The sequence below is a fragment of the Terrabacter sp. LjRoot27 genome (genome assembly GCF_964254175.1).
Lineage (GTDB): Bacteria > Actinomycetota > Actinomycetes > Actinomycetales > Dermatophilaceae > Terrabacter.
In genome coordinates this window covers 1,843,701-1,861,175 of sequence record NZ_CAXUSS020000001.1, presented here as the reverse complement: position 1 = coordinate 1,861,175, position 17,475 = coordinate 1,843,701, and the positions used below count along the sequence as shown (strand labels likewise).

Below are 17,475 nucleotides of genomic sequence, written 5' to 3'. Positions count from 1 at the left end.
CGCGTCACTCTCTCGTCTGCGTTTCGCTCGGTGTCCGGCCGGACACGGGAAACTCCGCGACGAGGAGGGCCGGGGTCAGGCCTCGTCGCGGCAGAGAAGAAGGAGGCTCACCGCTCGCACCCGTTCACCGTATGCCGGTCGCTCCGTTCGCGTCCACCCCTCGGGACCGCTGCCCGGATCGTGAGACACGAGTCCGGTCAGGGGTACGGCATGCCGTCCGGACCGGTGTTCGCCACGCTTCCCCGAGTGCCCGGCGGGTCGGTGACGCCATAGCTGACGTCGTCGCGGTCCGAGCCGAAGCCGATCCACCCGCCCTCGAACCCGGCCGGCAGTGCAGCCCCGCCAGCCGCTCGTTGTGCTCGGGCCTCCTCGACTCCACGGCCGAGGGAACGCCAGACGCGGGCCTCGGACGCCACGATGTCGAGATCGGTCCACGTCCTGGCCTCATCGGCCGAGAAGCCGGCCTCGACCCAGCGCTGCCGGGCGCGTCGCTCGATCCCCATGGCGTCGTAGGCGAGCGCCTCCTCCGGCGTCAAGGTCGGGTCGGCCAGCGTCAGCGCTCTGGCGTCCCTCACCTCCACGCCGGCCTCGCGCCACCGCAGCGCCAGGGACAGGTCGTCGGCATCCCAGGCGACGATCTCCTCCACGGCGAGGCCCGCCTCGAGCCAGGCCCGGACGTGGGCCGGCTCGCGCTCGAACATCACACCTGACAGCCGCCACACCGGCGCATCCTCCGACAGCCCGATCTTCCGCCAGGCGATGACGCGCGAGACGTCGTCGTCCCGCGGCTCTCCCGTCATGGCAGTGACGCTCTCGCACCATTCGGGCACCGAACTGAGCGACAGACCGGCACCGCCCTCGGCGAGGGGGGCGGTCAGGACGGCGAGGTCGTCGGGTCGCAGCCCGAGACGAACCCACTGGGCGACGTCCCGGCCGGTGGCACCCTCGCGACGCCAGGCCATGGCGGCATCGGCCTGGCGTCCGGTCCACCGGTTCCACAGGGCGTCCTCGCCGTGGTCGAGCACGTGCGCGGCCGCCCGCATCATGCCGACGGCGTCCCAGCCGAAGGCATCGGCGTCGCGCACCTGCCTGATGGCGAGCAGGAGGCTGCTGGCGCTGATCCCGGTCCAGGGTGAGCGCAGCAGCCACAGTCGACCCGGCGGCGGGGGTGGTAGGCCCACGGACCGAGCGTGGCGCGCGAGCTCCCAGTGCTCACGCTGCGGGTTGCGCAGGTCCGGCTCGATGTACGTCTCGCCGGGTCCGTAGGCGCACACGCCGAAGGCGGGGACCCGGTCGTGAAGCCAGCACCGGTGCTCGGCGGGCCACACGGCGGGCACCAGACCGACGTCGGAGCCGAGGCGCATGGCGGCCAGCGGCTCCCACCCCTGCCCGACGAGAGCGTCGACCTCTGGCAGGTCACGCGCCCCGGGCCGGTCCATGTGCGCCCGTTCAGGAGCGGGCAGCCGGTCACCTGAGTCGAGGGCCCGGGCGATCTCGGCCAGGACCCCCGGAAGCGGCTCGAGGTCTGCTTCGGCGACGGCAGGTGGCTCGTGGAGTCCCCAGGGGTCGTCGGTCACGGCGCGGAGGTGGGGCTGGCTGCGTCGGCCTCGGAAGCATCCTGGCGGGCGTCGGCGATCTGCTCCTCCGGACGCGGGGGCACCGTCTGGTCCTCCTCGAGGACCTCGAGCTCGTGGTCGTGTGCAGCCGTCTCCGACATGTGCGCCTCCTTGCCCGAAGTCTAGGACCGCACGCTGACGTCAGGCGCGTTGGCAGACCATGAGTGCGTTGCCGTCGGGGTCCTCGAACTGCACGAAGAAGACGCTGCCGATGTCCTCGACGTCCGAGGTGATCGTGACGTCGAGGCGGCGAAGGTGCTCGACCGTCGCCGCCATGTCGTCGGTCCAGAGGAAGAAGCGCGGCGGCCCGGACGCCACGAAGTCGGGACGGTTCGCGTCGAGCGCGAGCCGGGTCTCCCCGTCTGTCGGGATGTCGTAGACGGTGCCGCCATGGGAGGCCACGCCCGGCTCGAAACCGAGCACGGCGGCATACCACCGGATGGCGGCAGCCATGTCACGGACGGGGACGAAGACCTGGCCGACGCGGCGCTGGATCGGGCTGCTCATCGCGGCAGGCTAAAGCACCGCGGGACGAGAGCGAAATCCGTTGGGCTGCAGTGTTCGTCGCGGGTCAGAAGCCGAGGCGCTGGAGCTGCTTGGGGTCGCGCTGCCAGTCCTTGGCCACCTTGACGTGGAGGTCGAGGTAGACCTTCTGCCCGAGGAGTGCCTCGATGCCCTTGCGGGCGTTCGTCCCGACCTCACGCAGCCGGGACCCGCCTCGCCCGATGACGATGGCCTTCTGGCTCGGACGCTCGACGAAGACGTTGACGCGGACGTCGAGCAGCGGCTTGTCGTCGGGACGGCCCTCGCGCTGCACCATCTCCTCGACCACCACGGCCAGCGAGTGCGGCAGCTCGTCGCGCACGCCCTCGAGCGCCGCCTCGCGCACGAGCTCGGCGATCATGACCATCTCGGGCTCGTCGGTGAGCATCCCGTCGGGGTAGAGCTGCGGCGAGCGCGGCAGGAAGGACGCGAGGACGTCACGCACCTCCTCGACCTGGCTCCCGGAGACGGCCGAGCACGGGATGATCGCGTCCCACTCGCCCAGCTGGTCGATGGCGATGAGGTGCTCGGCGAGCCGCTCGCGGTCGACGGCGTCGGCCTTCGTCGCGATGGCGACGACCGGGCGGCGCCGGACCGAGCGCAGCTCGGCGAGCTCGTGGGCGATGAAGGTGTCGCCGGGCCCGATGCGCTGGTCGGCGGGCAGGCAGAACCCGATGACGTCGACCTCGAGGAGCGTCTCGCGGACGAGGTCGTTGAGGCGCTGGCCGAGGAGGGTCCGCGGCTTGTGGAGACCCGGGGTGTCGACGAGGATCAGCTGCGCCGTCGCGGTCGTCGTCACACCCCGGATCGTGTGGCGGGTCGTCTGCGGCTTGGAGCTCGTGATCGCGACCTTCTGGCCCACGAGCGCGTTGGTCAGCGTCGACTTGCCCGCGTTGGGTCGCCCGACGAGGCAGGCGAAGCCCGCGCGGTAGTCGGCCGATCGGTCGGTCGTCCCCGAGGCCGAGGTCTCGCCGTGCGTCGGGTCAGCGTCCTGGGTGCCCATGGGCGTCCTCCGTCTCGGTGTACGCGGCGTCGTCCTCCGGCACCGAGGCCCGGTGCACGATGACCGACGCGACGCGGTGGCGGCGTCCGGCCATGCGTTCGGCCGTCAGCTCCAACCCGGCGACCGTACCGGACGACCCGACGATCGGGACCCGCCCGATCACCTTCGTGAGGAGACCGCCGACGGTGTCGACGTCCTCCTCGTCGATGGTGACGTCGAAGAGCTCCGCCAGGTCGTCGATGTCCATCGACGCCGGGACCCGCAGGGTGCCGTCCTCGAGCTGCTCGACGCCGGGCGCCTCTCGGTCGTGCTCGTCGGCGATCTCGCCGACGATCTCCTCGATGATGTCCTCGATCGTGATGAGGCCGGCGGTGCCGCCGTACTCGTCGACGACGATGGCGAAGTGGTTCTGGTCGCGCTGCATCTCGCGCAGCAGGTCGTCGACCGGCTTGCTCTCGGGCACGAAGTGCATGGGCCGCATGACCTCGGTGGCCGGGTGCCGGCCGTCCTCGGGGGCCGCGTTGAGGCGTCGGGCGACGTCCTTGAAGTAGAGCAGGCCGCGGACGTCGTCGCTGTCCTCGCCGACGACGGGGATCCGGGAGAAGCCCGAGCGCAGGAAGAGCGACATCGCGCTGCGCAGCGTCTTGTCCGCGTCGAGCACCACCATGTCGGTGCGCGGCACCATGACCGCGCGAGCGAGGGTGTCGCCGAGCTCGAAGACCGAGTGGATCATCTCGCGCTCGTCGGCCTCGATGACGTCGGAGTCACCGGCCATGTCGACGAGGTCGCGCAGCTCGGACTCGGTCTGGAAGGGGCCGTCGGTGTAGCCCTTGCCGGGCGTGACCGCGTTGCCGAGGACGACGAGCAGCTTGGCCAGCGGGCCCAGCACGCGCCGCAGGCCGACGGCGAAGGGGGCGCTCCACAGCGCGACGGTGTCGTAGTTCTGCCGGCCGAGGGTGCGCGGCGAGACGCCGACGACGACGAACGACACGACGGCCATGATCGTGATGCTGATGAGGGCGCGGCTCCACGTCGACTCGAACCGCCCGGCGACGGCCAGGGTGACGAGGACCGCTGCGGTGGCCTCGGCGACGACGCGCAGGAACGCGATGACCGAGAGGTATGCCGGCGAGTCGCCGACCACGGTCATCAGCGACTTGGCGCCCGACCGTCCCTCGTCGAAGAGCTCCTGGGCGCGCACCCGTGACATGCGGAAGATGGCGGCCTCGGCGGCCGACAGCAGGAACGCCACGACGATGCTGATGAGGGCCGGGAGGGCGAACTGCGGGAACATCTCGGTCTCTCGTCCGCGGTCAGGCGCTCGGGCGGTTGCGCGTGGCGAGGAAGGTCAGCAGCAGCTGACGTTGCAGCTCGAACATCTCGCGTTCCTCGTCCGGCTCGGCGTGGTCGTAGCCGAGCAGGTGCAGGATGCCGTGCGTCGTGAGCAGCAGCATCTCCTCCATCGGCGCGTGACCGGCCTCGAGCGCCTGCTTCGTCGCGACGGACGGGCAGAGGACGATGTCGCCGAGGGTGCCCTCCTCGGGCTCCTGGCCCTCGCGGCCGGGCCGCAGCTCGTCCATCGGGAAGCTCATGACGTCGGTGGGTCCGGGCAGGTCCATCCACTGCACGTGGAGGACCTCCATCGCGTCCTCGTCGACGAGCTTGATGCAGAGGTCGGCCTGCGCGTGCACGCGCATCTGCTCCATGACGTAGGCCGCGCAGGCCAGCAGCTCGAGCTCGTCGACGTCGTGGTCGGTCTCGTTGAGGACGTCGATGCTCACGCGCCGGCCTCCGTGGCGTCACGGCGACCGCCGCGATCGTCGCGGTGGTCGTCGTGGTCGCGGTGGTCGTCGCGGTGGTCGTCGCGGTGGTCGGGGCCACGACGTGAACCCCGGTGGTCGCGGTGGTCGACCGCCCCGCTCCTCGCCCGGGCCCGGCGCTCGGCCCGCACCTCGTCGCGTTCGTAGGCGTCGACGATGGCGCTGACGAGGCGGTGACGCACGACGTCGTGCGAGGTCAGCTCGGCGAAGTGGACGTCCTCGACGCCCTCGAGGATGTCGCGCACGACGCGCAGGCCCGACCGCGTGCCGCCGGGCAGGTCGACCTGGGTGATGTCGCCCGTGACGACCATCTTCGAGCCGAAGCCGAGACGGGTGAGGAACATCTTCATCTGCTCGCTCGAGGTGTTCTGCGCCTCGTCGAGGATGATGAAGGCGTCGTTGAGCGTGCGTCCGCGCATGTACGCGAGCGGCGCCACCTCGATCGTGCCCGACGCCATGAGCCGTGGGATCGTCTCGGGCGAGACCATGTCGTGGAGCGCGTCGTAGAGCGGGCGCAGGTAGGGGTCGATCTTGTCGTTGAGCGTGCCGGGCAGGAAGCCGAGACGCTCGCCGGCCTCGACCGCGGGGCGGGTCAGGATGATGCGGTTGACCTGCTTGGCCTGCAGCGCCGCGACGGCCTTGGCCATCGCGAGGTAGGTCTTGCCGGTGCCGGCGGGGCCGATGCCGAAGACGACGGTGTGCTCGTCGATCGCGTCGACGTAGCGCTTCTGGTTCAGCGTCTTGGGGCGGATCGTGCGACCGCGGCTGCTGACGATGTTCATCGTCAGCACGTCGGCCGGGCGCTCGGCGGTCTGCCCGCGCAGCATCGAGATCGACCGCTCGACGGCGTCGCGGTTGAGCGGCTGTCCGGTCGAGACGATGGTCAGCAGCTCGTCGACGAGGGTGTCGATGATCTCGAGCTCACCGGCGGGTCCCGCGAAGGTCATCTCGTTGCCGCGCACGTGGGTGTCGACGAGCGGGAACTGGCGCTCCATCGTGCGCAGCAGCTCGTCGCGGGGACCGAGGAGGGTCACCATCTCGATGGGCGGCGGGATCTGCCGGGTCAGCACCGGCGCGTCACCGCCGCTCTCGGCTCCCGCAGGGAGCTGGGTGCCGTCAGGGGCGTCAGGGCCGTCGCTGTCGGATGGTCGAGGTTGCGCGTCATTCATCGTGGTGACGAGTCTACGTGTCGCGGCCGGAGCTCCTCACCACGAATTCCGCGAGGTCCTTGCTCTGCTGCACGCGCGACGGCTCGTGGACGTACATCATGTGGCCGGCCTCGTAGTAGGCGTGCTCGATGTTCGCGAGCCGGTCGGCCGGCAGCTGCAGGTGGGCCACGACGTCCTCGGCGGCGAAGTGCGGGGTGGCACCGTCGTAGTAGCCGTAGGCGATGTGGACCTTGAGGTGCGGGTTCTGGCGCATCGCGCGCTCGAGCTTCGGAGACACGTCGATGGGCCGCCCCTCGAAGTCCTTGAAGCTCCACGGGTGCACGAGACGCGAGATCTGCTCGTAGTGGAGGTCGCTGACGTAGCCGAGCTCGTCGCGGACGTAGTGGTTCCAGGCCGCGGCGTAGGGGCCGGCGATGGCGTCGTGCGACGGGTCGGCGTCCATGTTCTCGGCGATGGCCGTGGCGGCCGGCCCGGTGAAGCGGGCGTCGAGGCGACCCACCGAGAGGCGCTCGTCGCGCAGCAGCTCGGTGAAGTAGCGCCAGTGCTCGATCCGCAGGTCGGCGCGGTCGACGTAGTCCTCGGTCAGCCCCGAGAGCCGGGCCAGGGTCGAGACCGCCTCGGCGCGCTCGGCCTTCGTCAGCCGGTGGCCTCGGGAGAGCACCCACGGGTACTCGCGGGCGGCATACGCCTCGGCCTCGTCGAGGACGGACCGCAGGGCGCGGCGGCCGTGCTTGCCGTGGAAGTGGGCCACGGCGGCATACGTCGGCAGGTAGAGCGCGTGCGCTCGGTCGTTGCGCTGGTTCTCGAAGTCGACCGAGCTGAGGTCGAGGACGCTGCTGATGAGGACGAGCCCGTTGAGGTACATGCCGTAGCGGGACTGGAGGTGCTCGGCGAGCGCTGCGCCGCGCAGGGTGCCGTAGGACTCGCCGGCGACGAACTTCGGCGACATCCAGCGCCCGCTGCGCGAGGTCCAGAGCCGGATCAGCTCGCCAACGGACTCGATGTCCTTCTGGTAGCCGTGGTACTCCCCCGGCTTGCCGCCCTCGACGGCCCGCGAGTAGCCGGTCGACATGGGGTCGATGAAGACGAGGTCGCTGACGGCGAGGAGCGACTCGGGGTTGTCGACGAGGTGGTAGGGCGGCGGCTCGAGGGCGCCCACGTCGCCGCTGACGACGCGGCGGGGACCGAGCAGGCCGAGGTGCAGCCAGACGCTCGAGCTGCCGGGACCACCGTTGAAGGCGAAGGTGACGGGCCGCGTGCGGGCGTCGGCGTCGTCGAGCACGTAGCTCGTCATCGACAGCTCCGCGCGAGCCTTGTGGCCCCCGAAGGTGCCGTCCTTGTGCTCCTCCTCGCGGAGGACGACGCGGCCCGTCGTCGCGGTGTAGCGCAGCCGTCGCCGGCCCACCTTGAGCGTGTGGTGGGTCGTCACGAGGTCGTCGACGGGGTCGACCGGCTTCGCCTCGGCGTCAGCGGCCTTCGGCTCCGTGTCCGCCGATCCCTTTGTCGCAGAGGTCTTCTCGTCGGGGGTGGGGCTCTCGTCGCTCACACCATCCTCCCCTCGGTGAAGGCCGCACCGGCGAGCACGTGCACGTGCGCGTGGAAGACCGTCTGCCCCGCACCGCTGCCGGTGTTGACGATCATCCGGTGCGCGTCGGACACACCCTCCTGCTCCGCCACACGGGCCGCGAGCCGGAAGACGTCGGTGAGGTCGTCACCGGACGCCGCCGCCAGCGCGCCGACGGTCGGCTCGTGGCGCCTGGGCACGACGAGGACGTGGATCGGCGCCGCCGGGCTGATGTCGCGGAAGGCGATCGACCGCTCGCTCTCGGCGACCCGGTCGGACGGGATGTCGCCGGCGACGATCTTGCAGAAGAGGCAGTCACTGGGGGTCTGCGAGGTCATGACTGCACCCTAGGCACGACGTGGTCGGCGCGCACCCGTGCGGCTCGGCGCGGCGCTGCTCGACCGCACGACGAGCTGCGTGGGCACGAGGGTCGTGCCGGTGGTCGGCCCTGTGCCCCGCACCTGGCCGAGCACCTGCGCGACGCAGAGCCGGCCGATCTGCTCGAAGTCCTGGCGCACCGTGGTCAGCGGGGGGATGTAGGACGCCGCCTCGGGCACGTCGTCGAAGCCGACGACGCTCACCTGCTCAGGGACCCGCAGGCCCCGGTCGTGGAAGGCCCGGAGGAGACCGAGTGCCATCTGGTCGTTGGCGGCGAAAACCGCTGTGCAGGAGGGCTCGTCGGCCAGCCGAAGACCGATCTCGTAGCCGGACTCGGGGGTCCAGTCACCGTGCTGCACCGGAGGCACCTCGAGGCCCCGGGCCACGAGCCGCGCCCGCCAGGCGTCCCGACGACGCTGCGCGGCGTACGAGCTCTCGGGGCCGGCCACGTGCCACACGGTGCGGTGCCCGAGGTCGAGCAGGTGGTCGGTCGCCGAGGCGGCGCCCGCCGCCTGGTCGGTGTCGACGACCGGGTGGCGGTCGCCGGCGTCGTCGGAGTCGGCGACGACGACCTTGAACCCGGGCGGGTAGGGCGCGGGGGCGTCGCTCGCGAGGTGGGTCTCCATGATGGCGACCACGGCGTCGACGGCGAGCTCACCGGCGCGGGTGAAGGCCCCGCGGACGGCATCCTGGGAGGGGGCGTTGACCGGGATGAGCGTCACCGCATAGTCGTGCACGGCGGCCGCCGCGACGATGCCCTCGAGGGTGCGCACGTTGCCGGTCGTCGACAGGGTGAACGTCATGACCCCGATGGCACGGAAGGCCCCACGCTTGAGCGCTCGCGCCGCGCTGTTGGGACGGTAGCCCAGCTCCTCCATGGCGCGGAGCACCGTCTGGCGCGTGCTCTCGACGACGCTCGTCTCGCCGTTCGCCACCCGTGACACCGTCTGCGACGACACGTTGGCCAGGCGCGCCACGTCGGCCATCGACACCGCTCGTCGCTCCCCCACCGTTCCTCCTGCTCGTGTCACTCGGCCCACACGTCCGGCGGGCGTATGCCGTCCGCCTCCGGCGCCATCCTGCCAGCCTCCGCGAGACGGCCCCTTGACACCCGTCTGGCTCGGCTGGGACGGTGGCGACGGTCGATGTTTACGCAAACATACGCTCATTCCGGGCGGTGGCTGCGCATTCGCCCCGGACCGCCACCGCCGTCGCTCCAGGAAGGCACCACCCATGAGACCCCGTCCCACCCGCGTCGCCTCGGGCGCCCTGGCGACCGCCACGGTCGCCGTCGGCTCGCTCCTGGCCGGCTCCGTCGCCGTGGCGGCGCCCGCCCCGGCAGCTGCTCCCCCGACCTCGGCCACCGCCTCCTCCTCCACCCGGACGAGTGCCGTCGACGGCGTCCCCGTCGTGCGCCTCACGCCCGACCCGTCCTACCAGCAGCCCGCGTTCGAGGGCTGGGGCACGAGCCTCGTCTGGTTCGCCAACGCGACCGGCGACTACCCCGACGCCGTCCGCGACAGGCTCGCCGACCTCGTCTTCGGCAAGGACGGGCTCGCGCTCAACATCGCCCGCTACAACATCGGCGGCGGCAACGCGCCGGACGTCGAGGACTACCTGCGCCCCGGAGGCGCCGTGCAGGGCTGGTGGAAGGCACCGGCCGGCACGACGCGGACCGACGTCGACTGGTGGTCGCCGGACGACGAGGCCGACTGGAACTGGGACGCCGACCGGACCCAGCGCTGGTGGGTCGACCGCATCAAGGGCGGCATCACGAAGTGGGAGACCTTCAGCAACTCCCCGCCGTGGTTCATGACCGAGAGCGGCTACGTGTCGGGGAACTTCGACGCGAGCCAGGACCAGCTGAAGCGCGAGAGCATCGGCGACTTCACGGCATACCTCGTCTGGGTGACCGAGCACCTCGAGGCGGCGCACGGCATCAAGGTCGACACGATCGACCCGTTCAACGAGCCGAACACGAGCTACTGGGGCACCCAGCTCGGTGCCGACGGGCAGCCCACCGGCGGCCGCCAGGAGGGCGCCCACATCGGGCCGCAGCTGCAGCAGGACGTCGTCCGCTCGCTCGAGCAGCGGCTCGCCGGCTCGGGCACCGACGCGAGGATCGCGGCGATGGACGAGACCAACCCGGGGACCTTCGTCACCAACTGGATGAGCTACCCGGACGACGTCAAGGCCGCCGTGTCGCGGATGAACGTCCACACCTACGGCACCGCGCAGCGCACCGCCGTGCGTGACCTCAGCAAGTCCGACGCCAAGCCCCTGTGGATGTCCGAGGTCGAGGGCAGCTGGGGCAGCGGCCAGAGCTTCACGTCCATGGAGCCCGGCATCGGCATGGCGCAGCGGATGACCGACGACCTGCGCGAGCTCGAGCCGTCCGCCTGGGTCTTCTGGCAGCCCGTCGAGGACTACGACAACATGAAGCCGGGCGGCGAGAGCGCGGCCGGGGCCAACTGGGGCAGCATCCAGATGCGCTTCGACTGCACGGCGCAGGACACGCTGGCCACCTGCCCCATCTACACGAACCAGAAGTTCAACACCGTCCGCAACTTCACCCACTACATCCGCCCCGGCGACCATGTCGTCACGGTCGACGACACGAGCACGATCGCCGCGATCCGCCCCGGTGCGCGCACCGCGACCCTCGTGCACACCAACGGCGGGACGACGCCCCAGGACCTCGCGATCGACCTGTCGAAGTTCGGCAAGGTCGGCCCGAAGGCCAGCGTGACCGCCGTCGTCACCGACGCCGCGGGCGCGCTCCGGTCGCAGACCCCCGTGCCCGTCGACGGCACCTCGGCCACGGTCCGCGTGCCCGCGCAGTCGGTCACGACGCTCGTCGTCTCCGACGTGCGTGGTGTCGCCAAGGACGCAGCGACCTTCCAGGAGGACCACGCGTACCGCTTCGTCGGTGTCCAGAGCGGGCGCTCCCTCGACGCCGAGCAGACCGGTCTCGCGATCCGCACGACGGACGCCGCGAGCGCCGACCAGCTCTGGACCACGACGAAGCTCACCGGCGGTGACACGAACCGCGAGCGCTACCAGCTGCGAGCGCTCGACGGTCGCCAGGTGGCCCTGCGATCGGGCGCCCTCGTCCTCGAGACGGCGCAGACCACCCCGGACGTGGCGGCACAGTGGTACCTCTCGACGACCGGCGACGGCACGTGGACGATCTCGAGCGCTGCGGGTCCCGGCAACATCGAGGTGGGCGGTCAGGCGACCGCCGACGGCTCCCCCGTCGGCACCTGGCAGCCGAACGCGGCCGCGAACCAGCGGTGGCGGCTCGTCGACGAGACCGTGCGCGGCGTCTCCGACGTCCCGGTCTTCACGATGCCCGGGGTGGCCCCGACCCTGCCCACGACGGTGACGCCCGACCGGGTCGGCGCCGGGACCGCCGCCCTGCCCGTGACGTGGCGCCCCGTGCCCGCCGTGCGCTGGGCGCGCCCGGGCCAGGTCGTCGTCTTCGGCACCGCGACCGACCCGGCCACCGGACGGGAGTACGCGGCACGGGCCGTCGTCACCGTCGACACCATCGCCGCGACCGACCCGGCCGAGGCCCGCACCTACGTCGGCGGCACGCCCGACCTGCCGCCGACCGTCACGGCGACGTCGGACCGCTACGCCGTGACGGTCACCCTGCCGGTGGTGTGGGACACGACCGGCGCGGCCTACGACTCGGTCGGCACGGTCACGCTGCCCGGCCGGGCCACCCTGCCCGACGGGTCCACCGCGCCGGCCACCGTGGTCGTCACGGTGACCGAGCCGGTCGAGGCCAACGCGGCCCTCGCGCCGGGCACGACGGCATCGGCGACCTTCACGGAGCCGGGCTACTCCGTGCAGGGCATCGTCAACGGGGTGCTGACCGACAAGGCCTGGTCGAACTGGCGCTCGGGCACCCAGCGTCCCGGCGACACCCTGACCGTCACGCTGCCCGGTGCCCGTGACGTCACCCGGGTGGTGACGCGCTTCTACCAGGACGGCGGGAACGTCAGCTACGCCAGGACGCTCCACGTCGAGGCACTCGTCGGTGGCACCTGGACGCCGGTGTCGGGCGAGGTGACGGTCGCCGCGAGCGGACCGGCCGCGCCCGTGGTGTCGGTGCCGGTCACCCCCACACGCACCACCGCCGTGCGGGTCGTCATGACGGCGTCGAGCTACATGACCGTCAGCGAGGTCGAGGTGCTGGCCAGGTCCGCGGGCTGAGGCCTGAGCCGGTCCCTCCGGTCGCGGGCCCACGGAAGCCTCCGGGCAGCCGTGGGCCCGCGACGCCTTCCGGACATCTCCCGCTCCGACGTGTCAACCGCGAGCTCCCGGTGCGCGTCATCTGTCCGTGAGAACGTTGGGTATGCCGGCCGGCCAGCTCAGCGACCCCGGGGCCTCGGGGGACGCTGGCCGTCCCGCGACGGGCGGCACCGGGCTCCCGGCGCAGGGCGCCCCCGGCGGAGCCCAGCTGCCGACCGACCCCGACGTGGCCATCACCGAGCTCTACCACGCGCACTGGCACCGGCTCGTGCGCCTCGCGTGGCTGCTGCTGCGCGACCAGCTCGCCGCGGAGGACGTCGTGCAGGACGCGTTCGTCGCCACGCACCGCAGCTGGTCGGCCATCCGGGACGGCGGGCGCGTCGTCGGCTACCTCCAGACCGCGGTCGTCAACGGGTGCCGCTCGGTGCAGCGCCACACCGTCGTCGTCGACCGCCAGAACGTCCGCGACGCCGCTGCAGCCGACGCCCCTGGGCGGGGCAGCCACGGCAGCGCCGAGACCCAGGTCCTCCACACGGCCGAGCGCGACGCCGTGCTGGACGCCCTGCGCACCCTGCCCTCGCGCCAGCGGGAGGTGCTGGTGCTGCGCTACTACTCCGACCTCTCCGAGGCACAGATCGCCCACGCGCTCGAGATCTCCCCCGGCGCCGTGAAGACCCACGCCCACCGCGGCCTCACGGCCCTGCGCCGCACCATCGAACCCCTGGAGCTGTCATGAACGCCGAGCCGAAGCGACCGGGCGAGCTGCCCGACGAGGAGCCGACCCTCATCGGTGCCGGGCTGCGGCCGGTCGAGGACCGGTTGCGCCGCTCCCTCGAGGCCGAGGCTCGCTCGATCACCCCGACCGACCGACTCGGCGCGATCCTCGCGGACGCGCACGCGGCGGACCAGGCGGGCTCGGGGTCGGGGTCGAAGCACCACCGGTGGCTCGTGCCGGCGGTGGCAGCGGCCGCGGCCGTCCTCGTCGCCGGCACCGTCTGGGCCGTCAACCGACCGTCCGCGCCGACACCGCCCGTCGCCGGAACGCCCACGGTCGTGGCCTCCTCGACCTCGCGGCCCTCGTCCCCGACGTCGTCCGGCGCACCGTCGACCGTCCCGACGCAGACGGCCCAGCGGCCGACCACACCGGCAACGACCGCGGTACCGCCTCCGGCCACGACGACCGCCACCGTGCCGGTCTACTACCTCGGCCCGGTCGTGGCCGGCAGCGACCAGCTGCGACTCTTCCGCGAGTTCGTGTCGTCCGCGGTCCCCTCGCCCTCGGTGCCGGCGGGCAACGCGTTGACGGCGCTGCGCCTCGCGATGGGACCGGCTCCGACCGGGAGCAGCTACCGGACGGCCTGGCAGGGCGTCACCGCCGACGCGGTGACGCTCGGCCCCGACGTCGTCACGGTCCGGCTCTCGTCCGGCACGACCTCGTCCGAGTCGCTCGCGACCGAACAGCTCGTCTGGACCGTCCAGGCGGCGCTGGGCAAGGCGCTGCCCGTCCGCTTCGAGCTGGCCGACGGAGGCACCGAGGTCTCGCCCGGCCACCCGGCCTCGTCGACCTTCACCCGTCCCACCGACGCCATGGCCGTCCTCGAGCAGGTGGCGCCCGTCTGGGTCGACGAGCCGGCCCGGGGCTCTGCCGTCAAGGCGGGCGCTCGGCTCACCGTCAAGGGCGTCGCCAGCACGTTCGAGGCCACCGTCGAGTGGGAGCTGCTCCGCGACGGCCGGCGCGTCGACCACGGCTTCACGACGGCGTCGGCGGGGGCCCCGGACCGCGGCACCTACCGGTTCACGACGAAGACCTCGCTCACGCCCGGCGCCTACGTCGTCCGCGTCTTCGCCACCAGCGCGAAGGACGGGTCGGCGGTCGCCGAGCAGCTCGTCCCCGTCACCGCCCGCTGACCGGCCCGCTCCGACCCGTTCGGGGTGGTCGCGGCACCCACCTCAGGATCGAGACCACCCCGGACCAGAGTGGCGTCCCGGGTCACTCCCTGGACGGGCGTGTGCCGTCAGGTCCAGCGGGTGCGCGCGCTGAGGACGGCGAGGGCCGCGGGTCCGGCGGACGACGCCCGCAGGATCGTCGGCCCGAGGCGCACCGACCGCGCCCCGGCGGCCGTGAGGGCCTCGATCTCGCGCTCGGAGATGCCACCCTCGGGGCCGACGACGACGAGCACGTCACCCGACGCGGGCAGCTCGACGGACGCGAGCGGCTCGGTGGCGTCCTCGTGGAGCACGAGCGTGAGGGCCGACTCCGCCACCCGGGCCACGAGCGGTGCGAGCCCCACCGCGGAGGACGTCACCGGCACACGCGAGCGGCGTGACTGCTTGGTCGCGCGGGTCACGACCGCGGCCCACTTGGCGAGCGACTTGGCGGCGCGGTCACCACGCCAGACCACGACGGAGCGCTCGGCCTGCCACGGGACCACCTCGTCGACGCCGAGCTCGGTGGCGGCCTCGACCGCCTGCTCGTCGCGGTCGCCCTTGGCGAGGGCCTGGACGAGGACGAGCCGTGGGGCGGGCTCGGGCTCGACCGTCACGTCGAGGACCCGTCCCCGGACCCAGGCCCGGTCGACGTCGGTGGCCTCGAGCAGGGCGCGCCGACCGGCACCGTCGGCGACGTAGTAGCGCTCACCCGGGCGGATGCGCACGACGGTCGCGGCGTGGCGCCCCTCGTCGCCCTCGAGGAGCAGGGACGCGCCCACGACGGCCCCGGCCACCGCGGACGGCTCGCCGAGGAAGAGCTGGTGGGTCACCGGGCGCTCACGGACGGGTCACTTGTCCTTGAAGGCGTCGCGCAGCTTGCCGAAGAGTCCCTTGTTGGCGGGCGTGAGCCGTCCCTCGTGGCGCTCCTCGCCGCGGAGCGTCGCGAACTGGTGCAGCAGCTCGCGCTGCTCCTCGGTCAGGCGGGTCGGCGTCTGCACCGTGGCGTGCACGAGCAGGTCGCCGCGGCCCCCGTGGCGCAGGTGCGTCACGCCGAGACCGCGCAGCGTCAGCACGTCGCCGCTCTGCGTGCCGGGCTTGATCTCGAGGTCCTGCATGCCGTCGAAGGTCGAGAGCTTGAAGCTCGTGCCGAGCGCGGCCGCGGCCATGGGCAGCTCGACGCTGCAGTGGAGGTCGTCGCCGCGACGCGTGTAGGTGTCGTGGTTGACGACGCGGATCTCGACGTAGAGGTCGGCCTTGGGCCCGTTGCCGGGACCGACCTCGCCCTCGCCGGTCAGCTGGATCCGGGTGCCGGTGTCGACACCGGCAGGGACCTTGAGCTTGAGCGAGCGGCGGGTGCGCACCCGGCCGTCGCCCGAGCAGTCGTGGCAGGGGTCGGTGAGGGTCGAGCCGTAGCCCTGGCAGTTGACGCACGGGCGCGAGGTCATGACCTGGCCGAGGAAGCTGCGCTGGATCTGCTGCACCTCGCCGGCGCCCTTGCAGATCTGGCAGGTCTGGCGACCGGTGCCGGGCTCGGCGCCGTCGCCGTCGCACCGCTTGCAGCCGACCGCGGTGTCGAGCGTCAGCTCCTCCTCGGAGCCGAAGACGGCCTTGGACAGGTCGATGTCGAGGCGGACCAGCGCGTCCTGGCCGCGCTGCACCCGCGCCCGCGGACCGCGCGTGCCGGCCTGGGCGCCCGCCCCGAAGAAGGCGTCCATGACGTCGCTGAACGAGAAGCCCTGTCCTGCACCGAAACCGGCGCCGCCGCCCGAGGCGAACGGGTCGGCACCCATGTCGAAGGACTGGCGCTTCTGCGGGTCGGAGAGGACGTCGTAGGCCTGCGAGACCCGCTTGAACTCCTCCTCGGCCTCGGCGCCGGGGTTCACGTCCGGGTGCAGCTTGCGGGCGAGCCGACGGTAGGCCTTCTTGATCTCCTCCTGGCTCGCGTCGCGCGAGACCCCGAGGACGGCGTAGTAGTCGTTCAAGCTGAGATTCCTTTTGGTACGTGGTGCTTTCGGTTCCGGCGCGGCGCTGCGCCGGCGGACTGGCCGCTGTGGTGCAGGTGGGTCAGGTGGCCTGGTTCTCGTCGAGGATCTCGGAGACGTAGCGCGCGACGGCGCGGACCGAGGCCATCGTCGTGGGGTAGTCCATGCGGGTCGGGCCGAGCACCCCGAGGCTCGCGACGCGCTCGGCTCCGGAGCCGTAGCCCATCGACACGAGGGACGTCGACTGGAGCCCGGTCACGGGGTTCTCGGAGCCGATGCGCACGGAGACGAGGTCGGGGTCGTCCCCGAGCTGGCCGAGCAGGCGCAGGAGGGTGACGTGCTCCTCGAGCGCCTCGAGGATCGGCCCGATGGTGCGCGGGAAGTCGCTGCCGGCGCGCGCGAGGTTGGCCTGCCCGGCGAGGACGACACGCTCCTCGCGCTCCTCGACGAGGGCGTCGCCGAGCGCGGACACGACGGCCTCCATGGCGGCGCGGTCGGCCTCGTCGGCCTCGTCGACGAGGCGCCGCAGCCGCGTCGCGGCCACGGTGAACGGCACACCGGCCGCCACCTCGTTGATGCGCGAGCGGATCGAGGCCACGAGTGCCTCACCGGTGCCGTCGGAGAGCACGCGTCCGGTGTCGACGACGCGCTGCTCGACGCGACCGGTGTTGACGATGAGCACGATCATCAGGTGCGACGACCCCATCGGCACGAGCTCGATGTGGCGCACCGTCGACCGCGTCAGCGAGGGGTACTGCACGACGGCGACCTGGCGGGTCAGGCTGGCCAGGAGGCGCACGGTGCGGTCGACGACGTCGTCGAGGTCGACAGCTCCCTCGAGGAACTGGCCGATCGCGCGGCGCTCGCCCGAGCCCAGGGGCTTGACGGCGCTCAGGCGGTCGACGAACACGCGGTAGCCCGCGTCGGTGGGCACCCGCCCGGCCGACGTGTGCGGCGCGTGGATCAGGCCCTCCTCCTCGAGCAGGGCCATGTCGTTGCGCACGGTCGCGGCACTCACACCGAGGTGGTGGCGCTCGACGAGCGCCCGGCTGCCCACGGGCTCGGAGGTCTGGACGTAGTCCTGCACGATCGCGCGCAGCACCATCAGCCGGCGGTCCTCGCTCATCGCGTCCCCTCCTTCACGGGTCTGGCACTCTCGATCGACGAGTGCCAAGTCTACGACGTGCCTCGCGGATCTCCGATTTCATCCA

General features: G+C 72.2%; 16 protein-coding genes. 3 read left to right on the top strand and 13 right to left on the bottom strand.

Annotation, left to right across the window (positions count from 1 at the left end; translation table 11 throughout):
- Positions 1–197: 197 nt before the first annotated feature.
- The 10 genes from ACSQ2D_RS08655 to ACSQ2D_RS08610 all read right to left on the bottom strand — a co-directional run bounded on the left by ACSQ2D_RS08655 (position 198) and on the right by ACSQ2D_RS08610 (position 9,079).
- A complete protein-coding gene (locus ACSQ2D_RS08655) occupies positions 198–1,577 on the bottom strand; it encodes a hypothetical protein (protein WP_435985548.1) in 1,380 nt (459 codons plus the stop codon).
- Complete coding sequence (locus ACSQ2D_RS08650) at positions 1,574–1,717, bottom strand: hypothetical protein (protein WP_435985547.1); 144 nt, start codon at positions 1,715–1,717, stop codon at positions 1,574–1,576. Before ACSQ2D_RS08650 ends, ACSQ2D_RS08655 begins: the two co-directional genes overlap by 4 nt.
- Before the next feature lie 40 nt (positions 1,718–1,757).
- A complete protein-coding gene (locus ACSQ2D_RS08645) occupies positions 1,758–2,123 on the bottom strand; it encodes a VOC family protein (protein WP_435985546.1) in 366 nt (121 codons plus the stop codon).
- Between the two features lie 64 nt (positions 2,124–2,187).
- On the bottom strand, positions 2,188–3,162 hold the full coding sequence (gene era, locus ACSQ2D_RS08640; protein ID WP_435985545.1) for a GTPase Era: 975 nt from the start codon (positions 3,160–3,162) through the stop codon (positions 2,188–2,190).
- On the bottom strand, positions 3,143–4,456 hold the full coding sequence (locus tag ACSQ2D_RS08635; protein ID WP_435985544.1) for a hemolysin family protein: 1,314 nt from the start codon (positions 4,454–4,456) through the stop codon (positions 3,143–3,145). Before ACSQ2D_RS08635 ends, era begins: the two co-directional genes overlap by 20 nt.
- Positions 4,457–4,475: 19 nt before the next feature.
- The gene (ybeY, locus tag ACSQ2D_RS08630) at positions 4,476–4,943 is read right to left on the bottom strand and encodes an rRNA maturation RNase YbeY (RefSeq protein ID WP_435985543.1); all 468 of its coding nucleotides are present in this window, start codon (positions 4,941–4,943) and stop codon (positions 4,476–4,478) included.
- Complete coding sequence (locus ACSQ2D_RS08625) at positions 4,940–6,151, bottom strand: PhoH family protein (RefSeq protein WP_435985542.1); 1,212 nt, start codon at positions 6,149–6,151, stop codon at positions 4,940–4,942. Before ACSQ2D_RS08625 ends, ybeY begins: the two co-directional genes overlap by 4 nt.
- Positions 6,152–6,164: 13 nt before the next feature.
- Entirely contained in the window at positions 6,165–7,697 is a 1,533-nt protein-coding gene (locus ACSQ2D_RS08620) for a S10 family peptidase (protein ID WP_435985541.1), read from the bottom strand.
- Positions 7,694–8,053 (bottom strand): histidine triad nucleotide-binding protein, encoded by a 360-nt coding sequence (locus ACSQ2D_RS08615; protein WP_435985540.1) that lies wholly within the window; start codon positions 8,051–8,053, stop codon positions 7,694–7,696. The genes ACSQ2D_RS08620 and ACSQ2D_RS08615 overlap by 4 nt, the downstream gene beginning before the upstream one ends.
- A gap of 9 nt (positions 8,054–8,062) precedes the next feature.
- Entirely contained in the window at positions 8,063–9,079 is a 1,017-nt protein-coding gene (locus tag ACSQ2D_RS08610; protein ID WP_435985539.1) for a LacI family DNA-binding transcriptional regulator, read from the bottom strand.
- Between the two features lie 247 nt (positions 9,080–9,326).
- On the opposite strand from ACSQ2D_RS08610, the gene ACSQ2D_RS08605 reads away from it, so the two are divergent.
- From ACSQ2D_RS08605 to ACSQ2D_RS08595, 3 genes are all read left to right on the top strand, one after another.
- Complete coding sequence (locus ACSQ2D_RS08605; protein WP_435985538.1) at positions 9,327–12,314, top strand: glycoside hydrolase; 2,988 nt, start codon at positions 9,327–9,329, stop codon at positions 12,312–12,314.
- A 142-nt stretch (positions 12,315–12,456) separates the two neighbouring features.
- Positions 12,457–13,089, top strand: coding sequence for an RNA polymerase sigma factor (locus ACSQ2D_RS08600; RefSeq protein ID WP_435985537.1), 633 nt, complete (start codon positions 12,457–12,459; stop codon positions 13,087–13,089).
- The gene (locus ACSQ2D_RS08595) at positions 13,086–14,261 is read left to right on the top strand and encodes a Gmad2 immunoglobulin-like domain-containing protein (RefSeq protein WP_435985536.1); all 1,176 of its coding nucleotides are present in this window, start codon (positions 13,086–13,088) and stop codon (positions 14,259–14,261) included. Before ACSQ2D_RS08600 ends, ACSQ2D_RS08595 begins: the two co-directional genes overlap by 4 nt.
- 107 nt (positions 14,262–14,368) lie before the next feature.
- Here ACSQ2D_RS08595 and ACSQ2D_RS08590 read toward each other — a convergent pair whose 3' ends face one another.
- The 3 genes from ACSQ2D_RS08590 to hrcA all read right to left on the bottom strand — a co-directional run bounded on the left by ACSQ2D_RS08590 (position 14,369) and on the right by hrcA (position 17,390).
- Positions 14,369–15,112: a 16S rRNA (uracil(1498)-N(3))-methyltransferase gene (locus ACSQ2D_RS08590; protein ID WP_435985535.1), complete on the bottom strand. Its 744-nt coding sequence runs from the start codon at positions 15,110–15,112 to the stop codon at positions 14,369–14,371.
- An 18-nt stretch (positions 15,113–15,130) separates the two neighbouring features.
- Positions 15,131–16,264 (bottom strand): molecular chaperone DnaJ, encoded by a 1,134-nt coding sequence (dnaJ, locus tag ACSQ2D_RS08585; protein ID WP_435985534.1) that lies wholly within the window; start codon positions 16,262–16,264, stop codon positions 15,131–15,133.
- Positions 16,265–16,346: 82 nt separating this feature from the next.
- A complete protein-coding gene (hrcA, locus tag ACSQ2D_RS08580) occupies positions 16,347–17,390 on the bottom strand; it encodes a heat-inducible transcriptional repressor HrcA (protein ID WP_435985533.1) in 1,044 nt (347 codons plus the stop codon).
- Between the last annotated feature and the right edge of the window lie 85 nt (positions 17,391–17,475).

Excerpts from the sequence above, each read along its gene's own strand:
- ACSQ2D_RS08645 (WP_435985546.1), bottom strand. The coding sequence starts at position 2,123 with ATGAGCAGCCCGATCCAGCGCCGCGTCGGCCAGGTCTTCGTCCCCGTC.
- ACSQ2D_RS08625 (WP_435985542.1), bottom strand. The coding sequence starts at position 6,151 with ATGAATGACGCGCAACCTCGACCATCCGACAGCGACGGCCCTGACGCC.
- ACSQ2D_RS08650 (WP_435985547.1), bottom strand. The coding sequence starts at position 1,717 with ATGTCGGAGACGGCTGCACACGACCACGAGCTCGAGGTCCTCGAGGAG.
- ACSQ2D_RS08595 (WP_435985536.1), top strand. The coding sequence starts at position 13,086 with ATGAACGCCGAGCCGAAGCGACCGGGCGAGCTGCCCGACGAGGAGCCG.
- hrcA (WP_435985533.1), bottom strand. The coding sequence starts at position 17,390 with ATGAGCGAGGACCGCCGGCTGATGGTGCTGCGCGCGATCGTGCAGGAC.
- ACSQ2D_RS08610 (WP_435985539.1), bottom strand. The coding sequence starts at position 9,079 with ATGGCCGACGTGGCGCGCCTGGCCAACGTGTCGTCGCAGACGGTGTCA.
- ACSQ2D_RS08600 (WP_435985537.1), top strand. The coding sequence starts at position 12,457 with ATGCCGGCCGGCCAGCTCAGCGACCCCGGGGCCTCGGGGGACGCTGGC.
- ACSQ2D_RS08635 (WP_435985544.1), bottom strand. The coding sequence starts at position 4,456 with ATGTTCCCGCAGTTCGCCCTCCCGGCCCTCATCAGCATCGTCGTGGCG.
- ACSQ2D_RS08615 (WP_435985540.1), bottom strand. The coding sequence starts at position 8,053 with ATGACCTCGCAGACCCCCAGTGACTGCCTCTTCTGCAAGATCGTCGCC.
- ACSQ2D_RS08605 (WP_435985538.1), top strand. The coding sequence starts at position 9,327 with ATGAGACCCCGTCCCACCCGCGTCGCCTCGGGCGCCCTGGCGACCGCC.
- era (WP_435985545.1), bottom strand. The coding sequence starts at position 3,162 with ATGGGCACCCAGGACGCTGACCCGACGCACGGCGAGACCTCGGCCTCG.